The organism is Algibacter sp. AS12, assembly GCF_046736315.1.
Taxonomy (GTDB): Bacteria; Bacteroidota; Bacteroidia; order Flavobacteriales; family Flavobacteriaceae; genus Algibacter_B; species Algibacter_B amylolyticus.
Genome location: NZ_CP151841.1, coordinates 4,263,771 through 4,280,168 on the forward strand (window position 1 = coordinate 4,263,771; position 16,398 = coordinate 4,280,168).

16 protein-coding genes are annotated in these 16,398 nt (G+C 29.5%); all 16 read right to left on the bottom strand.

Annotation, left to right across the window (positions count from 1 at the left end):
• The 16 genes from AAFN75_RS17415 to AAFN75_RS17490 all read right to left on the bottom strand — a co-directional run bounded on the left by AAFN75_RS17415 (nt 1) and on the right by AAFN75_RS17490 (nt 16,379).
• A complete protein-coding gene (locus tag AAFN75_RS17415; RefSeq protein ID WP_411807568.1) occupies nt 1-1,137 on the bottom strand; it encodes a glycosyltransferase family 4 protein in 1,137 nt (378 codons plus the stop codon).
• Between the two features lies 1 nt (nt 1,138).
• Entirely contained in the window at nt 1,139-2,026 is an 888-nt protein-coding gene (locus tag AAFN75_RS17420) for a hypothetical protein (protein ID WP_411807569.1), read from the bottom strand.
• Nucleotides 2,026-3,459, bottom strand: coding sequence for an MBOAT family O-acyltransferase (locus AAFN75_RS17425; RefSeq protein WP_411807570.1), 1,434 nt, complete (start codon nt 3,457-3,459; stop codon nt 2,026-2,028). Before AAFN75_RS17425 ends, AAFN75_RS17420 begins: the two co-directional genes overlap by 1 nt.
• A gap of 15 nt (nt 3,460-3,474) precedes the next feature.
• Nucleotides 3,475-4,887: a UDP-glycosyltransferase gene (locus AAFN75_RS17430; protein WP_411807571.1), complete on the bottom strand. Its 1,413-nt coding sequence runs from the start codon at nt 4,885-4,887 to the stop codon at nt 3,475-3,477.
• A 4-nt stretch (nt 4,888-4,891) separates the two neighbouring features.
• Nucleotides 4,892-5,590 carry a cytidylyltransferase domain-containing protein gene (locus AAFN75_RS17435; RefSeq protein ID WP_411807572.1) on the bottom strand — a complete coding sequence of 233 codons (699 nt, stop codon included), beginning with the start codon at nt 5,588-5,590 and terminating at the stop codon, nt 4,892-4,894.
• Nucleotides 5,590-6,750 carry a UDP-N-acetylglucosamine 2-epimerase gene (gene neuC, locus AAFN75_RS17440; RefSeq protein ID WP_411807573.1) on the bottom strand — a complete coding sequence of 387 codons (1,161 nt, stop codon included), beginning with the start codon at nt 6,748-6,750 and terminating at the stop codon, nt 5,590-5,592. Before neuC ends, AAFN75_RS17435 begins: the two co-directional genes overlap by 1 nt.
• Nucleotides 6,751-6,752: 2 nt before the next feature.
• Complete coding sequence (locus AAFN75_RS17445) at nt 6,753-7,397, bottom strand: hypothetical protein (protein WP_411807574.1); 645 nt, start codon at nt 7,395-7,397, stop codon at nt 6,753-6,755.
• A complete protein-coding gene (locus AAFN75_RS17450; RefSeq protein ID WP_411807575.1) occupies nt 7,394-8,389 on the bottom strand; it encodes an N-acetylneuraminate synthase family protein in 996 nt (331 codons plus the stop codon). Before AAFN75_RS17450 ends, AAFN75_RS17445 begins: the two co-directional genes overlap by 4 nt.
• A gap of 89 nt (nt 8,390-8,478) precedes the next feature.
• A complete protein-coding gene (locus AAFN75_RS17455; protein ID WP_411807576.1) occupies nt 8,479-9,297 on the bottom strand; it encodes a polysaccharide pyruvyl transferase family protein in 819 nt (272 codons plus the stop codon).
• Nucleotides 9,297-10,397, bottom strand: coding sequence for a glycosyltransferase (locus tag AAFN75_RS17460; protein WP_411807577.1), 1,101 nt, complete (start codon nt 10,395-10,397; stop codon nt 9,297-9,299). Before AAFN75_RS17460 ends, AAFN75_RS17455 begins: the two co-directional genes overlap by 1 nt.
• Nucleotides 10,398-10,438: 41 nt before the next feature.
• Nucleotides 10,439-11,275 (bottom strand): FkbM family methyltransferase, encoded by an 837-nt coding sequence (locus AAFN75_RS17465; protein WP_411807578.1) that lies wholly within the window; start codon nt 11,273-11,275, stop codon nt 10,439-10,441.
• A gap of 40 nt (nt 11,276-11,315) precedes the next feature.
• Nucleotides 11,316-12,188, bottom strand: coding sequence for a hypothetical protein (locus tag AAFN75_RS17470; RefSeq protein WP_411807579.1), 873 nt, complete (start codon nt 12,186-12,188; stop codon nt 11,316-11,318).
• A complete protein-coding gene (locus tag AAFN75_RS17475) occupies nt 12,189-13,343 on the bottom strand; it encodes a glycosyltransferase family 4 protein (protein WP_411807580.1) in 1,155 nt (384 codons plus the stop codon).
• Entirely contained in the window at nt 13,344-14,612 is a 1,269-nt protein-coding gene (locus AAFN75_RS17480; protein ID WP_411807581.1) for a UDP-glycosyltransferase, read from the bottom strand.
• The gene (locus AAFN75_RS17485; RefSeq protein WP_411807582.1) at nt 14,605-15,546 is read right to left on the bottom strand and encodes a glycosyltransferase family 2 protein; all 942 of its coding nucleotides are present in this window, start codon (nt 15,544-15,546) and stop codon (nt 14,605-14,607) included. The genes AAFN75_RS17480 and AAFN75_RS17485 overlap by 8 nt, the downstream gene beginning before the upstream one ends.
• Nucleotides 15,543-16,379, bottom strand: a complete 837-nt coding sequence (locus AAFN75_RS17490) for a glycosyltransferase (RefSeq protein ID WP_411807583.1) — start codon at nt 16,377-16,379, stop codon at nt 15,543-15,545. Before AAFN75_RS17490 ends, AAFN75_RS17485 begins: the two co-directional genes overlap by 4 nt.
• Nucleotides 16,380-16,398: the final 19 nt, after the last annotated feature.

Here is a 16,398-nt window from a genome sequence, read left to right on the forward strand (position 1 = left end):
TTATGTAGATAATGATTTATAGAGATTTACATTTTTTTCAAGGATTTTGGCTGTTGAAAAATTAGAACTAATATGTGTTCGCCCATTTTTTCCAAAATACTTGCATTTTTCTTCATCATTTAAAAGCATAACTATTTTATCTGCGTATTCTTGATGCTTAATTGGGTTAATTAAGAAGCCTGTTTTATCATGTATCATAAGTTCTGGTGCCCAACCAATGTTTGATGCTACTAAAGCTTTTTCCATAGCCAATGTTTCAAGCCAGGTCATTGGAAATGCTTCGGCAAAACTAGGTAAAACTACCACTTGAGTTTTTGCAATATATTGTTTTATTTCTGAGTAAGGCACTTCATTTAAATGTGTTACTTTTTGCTTCGCATTTTTAGTTAAACACTCGTAAAACAAGTTTAAAGTTGATTTATTTTCCAATATATCATTAACATCCTTTCCTATTAAAAGTAAACTGGCTTTTTCTGACTTTTCGACAACTTTATTAAATATGTTAGCTAACTCTAATACGCCTTTTTTTCTTATAAGCGTTCCGAAATACAAAATTTGACCATCGTTTATTTTTACATCAAGAGGCTTAAAACGCTCTGTATTTATGCCGTTATAAATGGTTTCTATATTACACTTTAAATTAAATAATTTCTTGGTTAATTGTCCTGTAAACTCACTTACTGATACTATTCTATCTGCCTGACTTAAAGCTCTTTTCTCAAACAAATAATTCTTCTTTTTTTGATTTCGACCTTCTAAATTACAAAAGTAAGTATCACTACCATGTAGACGAATTACTAAAGGAATTTGGAATTTCATAAAAGCAGTTATTCCTGTCCAGTCTGGAGCTTCAATAACATCTATTTTATTATTTCGAATTTCATTATTAATAACTTTCTCAATATACTTACGCTCTAGATACCAACCAAAAAACTTATACCCTTTACGAGGAATTGAAATCACTTTAACCCTATTATCAAAAAACACGCTTTCATCCTTTTGAAAGACAACAAAAACAGTAATATTATGTCCTGCATTTACTAAAGCAGAAGCAATATTTTTAATACTTGAGCCTAAACCAGCAGAGGGATTTAAACTTTTATGTGGATATTCTGGTGAAAGAAAAGCTATATTCAAGTTATTTGACTTTATGAGAAATGATATCTTCAATTAATATTTTAGTAAACTCTCTAGCGCCTTCTATATTTAAATGACCACAATTAAAAAAATACTCTTCTTTATTATCAAACAGACCCACATAGCTAAATAATGAAGGTATTACGGTTTTTAATTCTTGCAATTTATCTCTATTATCTATTTTATTACAATATGGAGCGGTGAATAAAAATAGTTTAGTATGTGTTCTGTTAACTAATTCCTTAATAGATTCAAACTCTGCATTAGTTTTGCTAAAAGTATCTGGTAACTTTCCAGAGACCTCTAACCCCACTCCGTGCTTCGGATTATAGCCAAATGTCACCTCTTTTTTTGGTTTTTTATTTAAAAAGGTAGCTAAAAACTCCCTGAATCCTACTACTTTATCATATTTCATATAACGATAAAATGGAATATAGTTATAATAAAAATTATCCTTATCCTTATTCAATTCTTTTTTAATAACGGGGTTTTTTATGAAGGGAATTAAATTAGCTTTAAAAGTATTTGAAAGTCCGAAATTATAATAATTATAATCGATTTGAATAACCAAATTATCAAATGTAATGTTATTTGATTCTGCAAGGGTTAATAAAATAAGCATATCACCCAAACTCGCTCCAGAAATACCAAGGTTTACACAAGATTTTCCTGTTAGTTTTTCAACCATCTCACTATCTACATGATTTTCTGTTCTTGATGACCCTAAAAAAGCAATATCAAAATGTTTATTTTTTAATTGAAGTATTTTGTGAACTTTATTTCTAGGTTGGTTATTTATGTATGTATAGGAATACAGAGCGTCCAAGACATACATAGTTAGTATAGTAATACAAAGAATTTTTAATATATAAAATAAAAACTGTTTCATTAAAATTGAAAATATATAAATTCTTGATGGTCAGAATAAACGCCAAATGATAAAATCATTATTACAACAGCAATAATTTTAATCCATTTTAACCTTCCTAAAAAAGGATGTTCTGAATTTCTATGAAACCACTCTAACACCATAAAAACGCCTATTAAAAGCATAATTTCTAAACTATAGTTTTCATTACTTAAATATTCAATTTTAAAGCTTAAATTAGAAAACAGTCTTATAATATAATTAATGGCTTGTGTAATAGAATCTGCTCTAAAAAACACCCAAGCTATTGTAACCAGTGCAAAGGTAAACAACATATTAATTAATTCTTTAAAAGAAGGGAGCATAGCTTGTTCTGAAACCTGATTAATATTATTTCTATTCTTCTTTCTAAGTAATAACGGAATAAAAAACAAGGCATGTAAAGCGCCCCAAATAAAAAAAGTCCAATTTGCACCATGCCAAAAGCCGCTTACCAGAAAAATAACAAATACGTTTCTTAATTGTTTTACTTTACTTGTTCTAGAACCTCCTAAAGGGATGTACAAATAATCTCTAAACCATGTTGATAGTGATATGTGCCAGCGTCTCCAAAATTCGGCTACATCTCTAGAAAAATAAGGGTAGTTAAAATTTTGCATTAAATTAAACCCAAAAAGTCGAGCTGTACCAATGGCAATATCACTATAACCTGAAAAATCGCCATAAATTTGAAAAGCAAAATATAGTGCTCCAACAATTAAAGTTAATGAATTTAATTCCTGATAATTATCAAAAATTGTATTTACATAAATTGCGCAGCTATCAGCGATAACTACTTTTTTAAATAATCCCCAAATAATTAAATGAATACCAGATTTCGCCTTTTCAAAATTAAAAACACGTTTTATTGAAAATTGGGGTAGTAAATTAGTGGCTCTTTCTATAGGTCCTGCAACAAGTTGTGGAAAGAAGGCGACGAAAGTGGCAAAATTGACAAAATTATTATTAGGTTTTAATTTTTTGCGATAAACATCAATAGTATAACTTAAGGTTTGAAAGGTATAAAACGAAATACCAACAGGCAGAATAATTTGCATTGTTGAGGCATGCATTGTAACTCCCAAAAGACTCCAACTATTAATCCAACTGTCTACAAAGAAATTATAATATTTAAAAAAGCCTAACATACCTAGGTTAAAAATTAGGCTAATGGCCAATAAAAATTTTCGTTTTTTGTTTGCCGTTTCATTTTGCAGTTTTAAGCCTATAACAAAATCAATAATGGTGCTTAACGCTATAAGTACCAAGAAACGATAGTCCCACCAACCATAAAAAAAGTAACTAGCTACTAATAAAAGTATGTTTTGAACTTTAAGGTTTTTTTTAAATACAAACCAGTACAAAAAGAATACTGTTGGTAGAAATATTAAAAAAGCTATAGAATTGAAAAACATAAGTAAAGATGCTATTTAATGTTTTGAAATTAGCTTATTAATATTTTGCAAAATACGATCGGATGCCAAAGCGGGAACTGGTTCTTTTTGATTTACTACATTAAACCAATCTTGTGCTGCCTTAACTGTTTTATCTGGATTATTTAAGAGGTTTTCAATTTTTTCTGCAATTTCCTTCGGATGATTTAACCAAACCACAGCATCTTCTGATGGTTTAGATCTAAAGTGTACATAATTGTATACGTAAACTCCTTTTTTAGGCTTTTCTTCAGCATTAAAATAATTATAATTCATAAACATACAAGGCTTATTATGAATTGCATAATCGAAAACCATTGAAGACCCTAAGTTTATTACAATAGCTGTATGTGATGCTAATGTGGCCAATAGTATGGAATCTTCAAAAGTAGGGAAAATGGTATTCCAAACTTGTCCTTTTGTTTTCCAAATTGGTGCTATAGGTGTAATAACATCTTTAAATTCATTTAAAATTTCATCGTATCTTTTAGTAACATCTACCGGACATCTTCTAAAAATCAATCCTAAATTATGTCCCTTTAAATTTAACGTTCTTAAAGCCGAAGCCACATCCCTTAAATATAATGGGTCTTTTGGCGAAGTTGTTACATCATCGCCACTATAGCATAAATATGTTGTGTTCACATTTAGGTTATAGCGTTCGTAAAACGTACTTTTCGATAGGATGCTGTCCGAATAAAAATGAGGTTCAAATTGCGGTGTACCTGTAACGCAAACTTGGTTTTCTATTACAAACGGTTGATATTTTAAAAGCTCTTTTTTCATGTAATTACTCCAAACATGATAGGTATCTGTTTGAACATCCAAGGTTGCTTTAGGTAAATTATCCCAAGAATATATAAAACCAACAGTGGGAATATCTAATGATTTTGCGGCTAAAACTGGTGCTATGGCCAAGGCAGAACGTTGACTGGTACAGTAAACCAAATCTGGCTTATACACTTCTAATAGTGCTTTACAAGATTGAAAATATGCTGTACTAGATTCCAGTTTATTAATTTTATTTCTTATAAAACGTAATCCTTTTTCTGAGTTGAAAAGCACTATTAAAAGTTTGGTAATAATACTTTTAACTATATTTTTTAATGAATTAAATGGTAACGAAAAGGAATACCTTAAATAAATAGGGTCATTAAATCTTTTCTTATAACAATTAAGCTCAATGCGTTTACGAACGTTTTTAAGAATTGTGGTGTATTTGTGTAATCTAGAATTAGATAGTTCTATTTCATTTATACCTAAATCTTTTAAATTGAATGTTGTATTATTCCAAAAAACAATGTCTACATTATTTTGTAAGCCCTTTTTATAAAAGCTTGTATAAGCAAAATTTCTTAAGCTTATACCATCGGTTAAAAGAACTAATATTTTGGTTTTAGGTTTAGGCACACCACTAAATTTTGTTGTTTTTTAAATAATTTTCTGCTTTTAGCCAATCTTCCATTGTGTCGATATTAACATTACTCGTTAATGGAGATTGTATATATGCCAAAGTACTTCCATAAAGAGAGTTTTCTTCTAAAATCACCCTAGATTTTGTTAAATAAATTATACCATCTCTATGATATGTTGTTGGCAAATCTTGACGTCTGGGAATAATTTTCTCTTCGCCAGTTGAAAGCTCTAAACCTCCTACTTTGTTAACCTTAAATGTCCAATGTGGGTTATATTCGTCTGGCACTTTTTTTACCGAAACTAAAGCATCTGCGCCACTTTCAATAAATTTTTTAATAGCCTCATCTAAAAATTTAGTTGTTTTAAAAGGGCTTGTTGCTTGCAATAAACATATGGCATCAAAATAAATTCCTTTATCCTGATAAAAACTTAAGGCATGCTGAATAACGGGTAATGTAGGTGAATCATCTTGAGCTAAATTTGATGGCCTTTTAAAAGGAACTTCTAAATTTAATTGATTGGCAACCTTAATTATAGCATCATCATCCGAACTTAAAATTAGGTTAGTCAGATATTTTGATTCCTTGGCAACATCAACAGTATATTGTATGAGTGGTTTACCTTCTAGAAGTTTAATATTTTTTCCAGGCACTGTTTTAGAGCCTCCTCGTGCTGGTATGATTCCTAAAATCTTCATTAATAGGTTATAGTTTTATGAAAACGAAGTTTGACTTTTGCCAAAATTTCGGCAATTTTCACCCCTGAATTTCCTTCGCCATAAATGTCACTTTGTTTTATTTTTTCAGCGCTATCAAGTCTGTTTTTAATACCCTTTAAAATTGCTTCACCTTCATAGGAAACATCCAATACATTTTCGCCTCTAGCTCTTCCATTTTGTCTTGTTCCAATATTAACCACCGGAACTCCTAAAAAAGCACATTCTCTAATACCTACACTAGAGTTGCCAATTAAACATTTACTATTTAGTAATAATCTTAAAAAATCATCGGGCACCATATTCTTAAAAAAATGAATATTTTCTGGTTGGTGTTTTTCTCGATAAGATCGTATTCCGTTTGATGTTCCATCTGCACCAGCATCAACATTTGGCCAAAACCAAAACGTTGGAATTCCTAATTCGTGAATTACATTTAGAGTCGTAGTAACGTGTAATCTTGCTTCATCATACTCGGTAGTTACAGGGTGTTGCATAACAACTAAATAGCCTTTTTTCCAATCAATATTTTTTCCTACGCCTCCATATTTTTCAATAGGGTTAAAATTTAATTTTGGTGATTTTTGGACACTATTTGCAATATCTATAGAGGGACAACCGGTATTAAATATATAGTCATCATCTTCACCCATTTTTAACAAACGTGTTTTTGCATCAGCCGAAGCTACCAAATGAATATCTGCTAATTTAGTATTAGCATGTCTTACTTTTTCATCAATATTACCTGTAACTTCACCACCTTGAATATGTACTAAAGGTATATTTTGATAGGCGGCTGCAATTGAAGTAGCAATGGTTTCAAAACGGTCGGCAATGGTAACAACAGCGTCTGGTTTTAGGTTATAAAACACGGTTGCCAGCTCCATTACGCCTAAACCTGTAGTTTTAGCCATCGAGGTTTTGTTTTCGCCTTCTAATACCATAAAAACTTTAGCATCAATTTTAAAACCATCTTTTTCAATATAATCAACCGCATTACCATAACGATCTAATAAAGCAGATCCTGCGATAACTAATTGCAATTCTAAATCGGCATGATTATTAATTGCTGATAATGCCGTTTTTATTCTGCTATAAGATGGTCTTGCTGTAACTACAACACAGATTTTTCGTTTTGCCATTTTTATTTTAAAAATTTTCTATACATATTAATTAGTTTCGTTTTCAACTTCTCTGTAAAACAATAAACTAATTGACTATTAGTTGGGTTTAAAAAAAGCAATTTAATACCACCTTGCCAGTGCCATGGAATACCAACACCGTTGGGGTCATTTTTCCTTAAACTTATAGAATGAACAAATTTAGCCTTAGGAAACACCTTTTTTAAATCGTTTACCTGAGTTATCCTATCGCCTTCTATAGCTATAATAGCATCAGATTCTAATTGATTTGCTAAACTTAAAATGTTATCATCACTGCCATCAATAATTGCTAAATCAAACTTTTTTCTTAATTCAAACACTTTATCAATTCCCGATAAAATTCTTAATGTATTATACGATTTTTCGTTTAAATTTTTCTTTAAACTTTCTAAGCAAAACGCATTATTTTCAGTACCAACATAATACAAATCCTCCGATTTTTTATACGTTAAAATAGTATCCGAAATACTACCAATACCCAAACCAACTTCTAAAATCGATACTCTTTTAAACTTTTTTGTTACTTCTAACAACTTGTATATAGCAAATTCGCTAGCTATATGTTGAGAACCTTCAAAAGCACTAAATCTTAAATAATTTATTTTTGCAATACGCCTTAGGCTCATATATCTTCGTTTTTTAAAAACTCCCACTTATTCATACTTCGTTTAAGTGTTACTCCTATAACATTTTTAAATTTTAACGCACTAATACCTTTATTAGCGGGCTTTTTAGCTTCTAAGTCTTCAAATTTAATGATATGACCTTTGGCTAAGTCTTTATTTACCGCCAACGATTTTTCGAAAATTAATTTTAATTCTGAAAACTTACTTATATCGTTTTTATCAATTGGAGTTTGATTAGCAATTTCAATATTTCTAACAGCCTTTACAAGCGTACTAATTTCTTGAATGGTTAATGAAGATGTGGTATCAGGACCAAAAACTTCTTTATTTAAAACGGCATGAAATTCTAATATTTCGGCACCTAAAACTTTTGCTGCAATACAGGTTTCAATTTTCGCTGAATGATCAGAATAACCAACAGGAATATTGTATCTAGTTTTTAACTCTGCAATAACATTTAGACCATAATCTTTAGGTTGCGTTGGGTAAGCTGTTGTGCATTGTAAAACAGCCAACTCTAAGTCTTTTTCTTTTAGAAAATTTACTGCATTATCCAACTCCATAAACGAACTCATGCCAGAAGATAAAATTACAGGCTTTTTAGTTTGCGAAATTCGTTCTAAAAGCAAAAAGTTAGTAACCTCGCCAGAACCTATTTTATAACGCTTTACACCAACTTCCTCCAATAAATCTACTGCAGCATTACTAAAGGGCGAGCTCATAAACTCTATACCAACCTCATCGCAATGTAGTTTAAGCCCTTTCCATTCTGTAAGCGTAAATTCCATACGTTTCCAATAATCAAAACGGGTAGCATCTACATCTGAAAATTTAACTCGGAAAGGCTCATAAATACTACTTTCTGCCTGGGCTATATGCGTTTGAAACTTAATAGCATCTACGCCAGTTTCAGCAATGGCATCAATATAGCTATGGGCAACATCTATACTACCATTGTGCGCTTGACCTATTTCGGCTATTAAAAAACTCATAATATTAAATTCTTGTTTTTGATACACGGCAATTTAATAATTTATATTGCCGGGATAAAAGGAAAACCTATTTTGTTACACTTTTTAATCTACTTAAATGGACAAACTGCCATTAAACCAACTTTAAGATTACTAATTACACGTTGGTCTGGTAATGCATTCTTATTTTGAAATAGTTTTTCTATGTTATCTACTTCATTCAAAACACTAATATTCATTGGATTATAGGATTCAATTTTTACCGATTTAAAATAGTCAGTAAACTTTATATCATCACCAAATAATTTATCTGAAAACTTAATCCACAAGGCTGGTATATTGTACGTGTGCGACACAATAACTCCATGAAGCGACGAAGACATAATGTGTTTGCATTGCAAAATTTCGTTTGTTGTTTTCTCAATGCTATTAGTCATTAAATCAATTATTAACACATTTTTTAAATAACCAAATTTTTCTTTAACAAACTTATAATCAACATAATGCGGTATAATACCTAATTGATAAGTTTTACTAATTTCCGGATTATAAAAATCTGGCAATAATAATGCTGGATCACCATATATTTCTGGAACTTGATATCCTTGGTTTATTAAAGCATTTCTAGTTTCCGGACCTCTAACTGCCAAAAATTTTGCTTTTTTAACTATTTGATTTTTGTTAATAATACCACTCCCCCATACAATACATTTTTTATTAACGTGAGCCAAAATACTACCAGCAGTTACATAAATGGGATTCCAAAAATTTGACATTCGAAACTTTTTTGGATGTACAAATTGCACCTCTTGGTTTGATATTTTCTCAACTAAATACTTACCCAAAACATCACCATAGTTTTCTTTTTCCTTTCCCATAAGTAAGGATTCGCTCCACCAAAACAATCGTATTTTTTCCTGTTTTAACATTATTGTCTTAATTCTATAGTAAATTCTATGGTTTTTAAATTTTCTGCTACCCTAAATGAATAATTATAATTTCTATAGCTAAAAAGAATTTTTTGCAATATGAAATCGTTTACTTGTTTCATAGTAAGATAAGGTTGCGTTTGTTTATTCAATGCTTTTTTCAGTTTGTGTTTTGATGATGTGGAATACTGCGATTCTTTAAACACGATTTTTAAGACCTTAGCACTAAAAAGCGGCAATTCATAATTTAAAAAATGAGTAACATGAGACTCAATGTTTTCAATTTCTATGACTTTTGAAGGTTTTTTTAGAGTTTCATAATCTGAAATGTTATAGTATTTTCTGTTATGAAGATCCTTTAATTCAAATTCTTGCTTCTCTTTATGCCTTAAAAAGTGTCTTTGATTTATGCGTTGAATATTGGATAACCTTGGTAAAGTGGTTAAATGTTCTTTAAGTTTTTGTGGATACCTTTCATGCCATTGATGCAATAGTAAATTTAATTCACATCTATTTAATTTGCAACCTGAGGCTATTAATCTATAATTTAAATCTTCGTCTTCCGACCCATAAAAATGAAAAAACTCATCTAAACCACCTACATTTTCTAATGCCGTTTTAGTAAACAATCCTACACCAAAGGTATCGCCATAATGTTTAGGTTGTAATGCTTTAAAATTTGAGTTTTCAATTATTTCCGGACTAGTACTTTCTGGCAAATAGCCAATTTTAAATAATGAAAACTGATTTGGTGAAGTTAATGTTTCAATAATTTCTGCGAAATTTGGAGCAACGATAACATCTACATCTGCAATAAAAATAGCTTCTGTTTTAGCTTTGGATATTCCGTAATTAAGTGCCTTACTTTTATTCCACAATAATCCTTCATGACCAATATAATAATAGGTTGCAAACTCAAAACTTTCAACTACCTGTTTTACTCTTTCCGAATAATCAGAAGTACTTCCATAATCTATAAAAACCACTTCGAAATTTCTTACCGTTTGGTTTTTTAGTGACAACAAGGACAACCTAACCCTATTGGGTTCTCTGTTCCTAAATGCATAAATTATGGTAAACTTTAGAGCTATTGTTAACATCAATTAACTATTTTAATTGTTTAAATCTGCTTATTATACAATTATTGGTATTGCTTCTTTCCGTAAATCCAGCTATCCAAAACCTTGTTACCTGAATTAACATAAAATAACTGAAAATTATGTGCTTCAAGAAAAGTAACCATTTTGTTTTTAATTTTATCCTCACTATCAAAAAGAAAATCGTGACAAGACACCGCTATGTTTTCTATTCTTTTAACCGACTCTTTCATTCCGTCAATCATTTCATATTCAGCACCTTCAATATTTACTTTTAACAAATCAATTTTGTCTATATTATTAATTATTACAAACTCATCTAGTGTTAAAGCTTCAACTTTAACCCCTTTGCCATCTTTATTAATTGAGTTTAAAATATAATTGTTTTCTTCTTCCATCCAAAGCGGTTCATTACTATCAGATATAGCTAGATTATAATTAAAACAATTTTGAAAACCGTTTTTTAAAGTAGTTTGTTGTAATCCGTAAAAACTACTTGGGCTCGCCTCAATATTATATAGTTTACCTTTATCTCCTATACCTTCTTCAAAAAAACAAACTTCCATACCTATACCAGCTCCAATTGCGATGACAACATTTCCAGGTTCAAGGTGATAATGTTTAAAAAATATATTGAAACAACGTTGTCTCATTTCTTTCTCAGAAAAATCAAAATAAGGTTCTCGTGTTAATTTTAAAAATTTAGAGTTACTTTTTAGCCAATACCAGTTATTAGTACTATCAAACTTTATACTATTTTTTGGGTTTTTAAACAGTTTAGTTGCTATATTTAAACAAAACAAACGAATTTTATCACTATTGGTTATTACGTAAAGTTTATTAATTATACGATTAATTAGTTTTCTTTGATATTTTTTCATTCTTAACTATTGTATTCTTTTAAGATTTAAAATCTTTAAGTTATTTTAATTTATACTCTGTAAAATAAGGTTTCTTAAAATGAATAGAATCATCCACAGCTTTCTTATTTAAGAACGCTTTTGTAAGATTTACAAAATACCTTGGCATTTTTTTAAATGTTTGTTTTGGCACTTTTTTTCTACTTACTTTATCTCTAATTCCGTTCCACTTTAATTTTGAATAATCCATTTGTAATGGATTATTCTTAAAAATTTCAACTGTTTTTAATTTCTTAGCAACTACATATAAATAGACCCGTTTTGTATTTTTAAATTCAATTCTTTGATACTTTTCACTAGTATCGGGCACTTTATAAAACGTGGTATCTAAATCATCAACAAATAAAACAACATCTATTATTTCGAAGCCATTCTCTTTGCTTAATACACGATAAAAAAGCTCTGAACTAAATTGATAAAAACCATGTCCGAAAAAATTATTACACGGGTAAATCCCCATAAAATGGCCGCCAACTTGAGTTAACTCCATACAGTTTTTTATGGCTTGAGGAAAATTAAAAACATGCTCTAGCGTTCCAGAATCCAATACAAGCGAATAGTTATTTTTATAAGTATTAGAAATAGGTTGATTTAAATCATGGATTATTGTAGCATCTTCATAATCGGAAGCATCGATGGATTGCACATCTTTACCACCAATTTCCTTGAAAAAGGCATCAGCAAAAGTGTTTTCTTTATTCAAAAGTTTTGAAATATTATCTGTTGGGTAACCAAATTTCTCTAAACTCATAGCTAAATGATTAGGACTTAAGTGCAGGTTTTGACGCCCTACCATTAATAATTTATCTAAATTAATATGCCTTTTGTGCTTTGCGCTTAAAATTAATTCGCACATATTTTTTGTTAGCCCCATTTATTGAATTTTTAAAATATTCTTTTCTATTTCAGCATATTTTTCCATCACTCCTTTTTTAATAAATGAATAATCCAATTTATGGCGTAATTCTCTATTTATATGAAACGCATTTTCAATTAGCGTAGGATTATTTATGGCATTTTTTATTTTACTTTCAATATCATTTACATGTTCACTATGATTAATTAAAGTACCATTATGCCCATCATTTATTATTTCGGCAGTTGCTCCTCCTGGATTTGATTGAATTGGATAAGCTCCCATAACAATAGCTTCTAGTAATGTATTTGGCATACCATCAGAAATTGAGTTGCCTATATAAATATAACTGCTTCCCATTAATTTTAGTAAGTCTTTATGACTTAATTTCCCTGTGCAACTAAAGTTATTCCAAGAATTCAACCCAATAGTTTCTACATGTTTTTTTACTTCATTATTTTCAGAAAAAACTACAATATTATAATCATACAAATCATCTTTCATTTTTTTAACAGCATCTAAAACCAGATTACAACGACCAAATTTATGCTGATACCCTTTAATAATAATAGTTTTCCTATTTTCAAAAACCTCATTAAACTCATCATATTCTGAAATAAAATAACCACCACCTCCTGGAAATGCCCCAAGATAATCACCCTTAAAACCATTATTTTTTGCAATATGATAATCTCGTACACAATCTGTAAACAAGTAGTTTATATCAGGTAATGTTTTTTGAATGTCTGCTAAATACTTTTTATAGTTTTGATAATAAAACAAATCATTTCCCCAAGCAGAATAAATCCATTTAATATCTGGATTTTTACGCATGACGTCCAAAATGGGTACACAAGACATGTACATTACAAAGCTTTGTACAACATCTGGTTTTATTTCTTTTAAAAGTTCTTCGAATACAACCGATGCTTTTCTATCATTAAGCACCTGTATTTTTTTATATAATTTGGGCCATCTTTTTTTAACAAAAAATCGTCCCGGAAAATTCCATTTTCGTTTCCAACCTACAATTTGATTTACCCACGAAATAGATTCAATAGTTCTGCCTCCATCATTAATATCAAACCAATACACCTCATGACCAGCGTCTTGGAGTTGATTTGTCCATCTGAAAAAATGGATAGATGACATAGATACCATTAAAATTTTCATTTAAATATTCTCTTTTTTTATTTCATTTAACAAAACTGTTTTCGAATAATCTATTGAAAGATAATGCAATAAATCTGGCCTGTTAAGTTTTAATTCATTCGGGTTATTTTTCCAAATTTCATACAAATCGGCCACTATATTTGATAGTTTTTCTATCTCATCAAAATCGTTTAAATACGGATAATCTTTTCCTAAAAGACGTTTACATTCGCTGTAATGAGGTCCAATTAGTACTATTGGTTTATTAGCTGAAACACAATGTGGAAACTTACCAGGTAAAAATGGACTAATTTCAGATTTAGCCTCTAAAATTATATTGATAGACGTTTCTTGTTGCATGTTATAGACCCTACTGAAATCTTCGTAGCCCTTGCTTACATATAGCTGTGGAATTTCAGCTTGCTTTTTATTTAAATACTCCTGAAAAATAGATTTTTTGCCTATAAATAATAAAGCAGCATCTTTTTTTGCTTCTGGTTTTAATCTTAAAAATTGCTGAAAGGCTTCAATTAAAGGCGCTGGATCTCTTAAGTTTAACAAATTACCAGCATGTAAAATATTAAACTTACTACTATCAAAGTAATTTGGCACGTTCTCTAAATTAATCTTTTTTGTAACTAAAGGATGTGGTATTATTAAACTCTTATCTTTTATATCTACATAATAACTTTCCATCCACTCTTTAAGGAGTAAACTAGGAAACACTACTTTGTTTGCTTTTTTAGTAATGTCCATAAAAAAGTAACGCTTTTTCTTATAACCATATTCAATATAATTATAGGGTCTAGGATATAGGTGATGCGGATAAGGATCGTGTACAAAAGCAAGCCATTTTTTGTGCCATTTTGGAAGTTTTAATAAAGCCGCATGCGAACGAAAACTAGAACCCTGGCTAAAGGTCCAGACCATTTCATATTCGTCTATATTTATATTTTTAATAGCCTTATATATGCTATTTCTATCATTAAAAAATCCAAATGAAAAACCAAATAAGCGACTTGTAATATTACCTATATCCAGTTTTAACCAACGATATATTAATCTATGCAAGCGACTTAAGAGAAACATGACGCTAAACTTAGACTCATGTACTGTTGTGTTTTTTACACCTTCTATTTCAATATCTTTTTGGGTGTAATGATATACTTCGGGGTTAAAACCTGCAGCTTTAAAACTATTAATAAAAGCCAAGCGTCCCTTAGCGGCGCTATTAGCGTTAACATCTAAAGATTCTGTAATTACTAATATTTTAAAAGATGATTTACTCATAATTTTTAAACAGTGCTTTTTGAATACGCATAAAACGCTTCCAAATAGGAAACATAAAATATTTAAATTGTACGAACAAATTGCTTTTTTTATTCATTTTAGCGAGTAATAATATTTGTTTTAATAGCTTATAATCTCTAAAAGCTATTGCTAAGCCTGTAAAATATTTAAAAAGAGTTCTAGTTAATAAGTTTTTGTCTTTTAAATTATTAATAATTAAAATTAAAGCTTCTTTTTTTGATTGAATTCTTTTAGCATTTCCTAAGAAAAATTCTCCTGTATTAGATTTTGAATGCTTTCTGCCAAAAAATAAAGTTTTATTAGTTGATATGCCTTTAAATCCTTCTGAAAGAATTCTAGAGTATAGTTCCCATTCTTCGGCATACATTAAATGCTCAGTAAACCTTTTATTGATGAAACATTCTTTTTTCCACATTATAGCACAAGAATTTATAGGAAGCTCATTTTTAATAATAGCTTCTAGATCTGATAAGTTTACTTGAAATTTTGAATAATCTTTACTTAAATCAAAATCGTAACTAAAGTCTCCTATAAAAACTGCTCTTAAGTACCTGCAAAAACTATATTCTATATTATTTAATTCGTTTACACAAAGTTCTAAATTTTGAGGATGAACGATATCATCATCATCAAAAAAAATAATATAATCACCTTTAGCTTTATCTAGACCAAAATTTCTGCTACCAGGTAAACCTTTAGCATAATTATCAGTTCTTTTAAATAGCTGAAACCTATTATCTGAGTTTAGTATAGGTTTTATTACTTCATAAGTATCATCTGTCCCCCCATCGTCAATTATTAAACATTCCCAATTGGGATACGTTTGTTTTTGAATAGATTGTAAAGTTTCAATTATAAAATGTGCTCTATTATAAGTAGCCATTATAATTGTGACTAATGAACTGTTTTTCATTTAAATAACTTTTTAAAAATCCTAAATGGACTTAAAATAGATCTCCCTATTACAAACTCTTTACGCAAAGTGTTCTTAATTTTTTCTTTTTCTTCTTGCTCAAGCTTTCTTAATAAATGAAAAACGAATAAATCATTATATTTTACATATAAATCTTTATGTTTAAGATATATATACTTTATCAAATCATATTTTATTTTGTTTGCTTTGGCGGTAGTAGTATTCAATCTTTTTCTATAATTAAACAAAGGCTCTTTAATAACATGTGTGGTTCCTCCATTTTGTAAAACACGAATAAAAAACTCCCAATCCTCAAAACCACTTCGCATATTTTCGTCGTACCCCTTAACACTATTCCAATCAGATTTTTTGAACATGGATGTACCTAATGCTCCATTTAAACATATAAAATCTTTAATATCGCCTCCTTTTGGTTTAAAAATATGTGTTGAACCATTATTGAAAAGTAAATTAGCATAACATGTTACTATTTTTACTTCTTTATTTTTTAAAAACACATCTATCGCTTTTTCGCAAAATAGTGATTCAAAAAAATCATCACTATCAAGTATCAAAATATAATCTCCATTTGCTCTATTTATACCTGCATTTCTAGCAGAACTTTGCCCATTGTTATCTTGAACAATTAGCTTTGTTATTTTATTTTCTAATTTTATTAATACTTGTTTCGTTTCATCATCCGATCCGTCATCTACAACTATGACTTCTTTATTAGAATAGGACTGATTTAATGCAGAATTAACTGATTGCTCAACAAATTCAGCATCATTATAACACGTAATAATTATGGATAATAAAGGCTTTTTTAGCATTATTTGATAAATTACTATT

What these genes read in the sequence shown, in the direction of transcription:
- AAFN75_RS17445 (WP_411807574.1), bottom strand. Translation starts at nt 7,397, where the DNA reads ATGAGCCTAAGGCGTATTGCAAAAATAAATTATTTAAGATTTAGTGCT.
- AAFN75_RS17470 (WP_411807579.1), bottom strand. Translation starts at nt 12,188, where the DNA reads ATGGGGCTAACAAAAAATATGTGCGAATTAATTTTAAGCGCAAAGCAC.
- AAFN75_RS17450 (WP_411807575.1), bottom strand. Translation starts at nt 8,389, where the DNA reads ATGAGTTTTTTAATAGCCGAAATAGGTCAAGCGCACAATGGTAGTATA.
- AAFN75_RS17465 (WP_411807578.1), bottom strand. Translation starts at nt 11,275, where the DNA reads ATGAAAAAATATCAAAGAAAACTAATTAATCGTATAATTAATAAACTT.
- AAFN75_RS17435 (WP_411807572.1), bottom strand. Translation starts at nt 5,590, where the DNA reads ATGAAGATTTTAGGAATCATACCAGCACGAGGAGGCTCTAAAACAGTG.
- AAFN75_RS17455 (WP_411807576.1), bottom strand. Translation starts at nt 9,297, where the DNA reads ATGTTAAAACAGGAAAAAATACGATTGTTTTGGTGGAGCGAATCCTTA.
- AAFN75_RS17490 (WP_411807583.1), bottom strand. Translation starts at nt 16,379, where the DNA reads ATGCTAAAAAAGCCTTTATTATCCATAATTATTACGTGTTATAATGAT.
- AAFN75_RS17460 (WP_411807577.1), bottom strand. Translation starts at nt 10,397, where the DNA reads ATGTTAACAATAGCTCTAAAGTTTACCATAATTTATGCATTTAGGAAC.
- AAFN75_RS17425 (WP_411807570.1), bottom strand. Translation starts at nt 3,459, where the DNA reads ATGTTTTTCAATTCTATAGCTTTTTTAATATTTCTACCAACAGTATTC.
- AAFN75_RS17480 (WP_411807581.1), bottom strand. Translation starts at nt 14,612, where the DNA reads ATGAGTAAATCATCTTTTAAAATATTAGTAATTACAGAATCTTTAGAT.
- AAFN75_RS17485 (WP_411807582.1), bottom strand. Translation starts at nt 15,546, where the DNA reads ATGAAAAACAGTTCATTAGTCACAATTATAATGGCTACTTATAATAGA.
- AAFN75_RS17475 (WP_411807580.1), bottom strand. Translation starts at nt 13,343, where the DNA reads ATGAAAATTTTAATGGTATCTATGTCATCTATCCATTTTTTCAGATGG.
- AAFN75_RS17420 (WP_411807569.1), bottom strand. Translation starts at nt 2,026, where the DNA reads ATGAAACAGTTTTTATTTTATATATTAAAAATTCTTTGTATTACTATA.
- neuC (WP_411807573.1), bottom strand. Translation starts at nt 6,750, where the DNA reads ATGGCAAAACGAAAAATCTGTGTTGTAGTTACAGCAAGACCATCTTAT.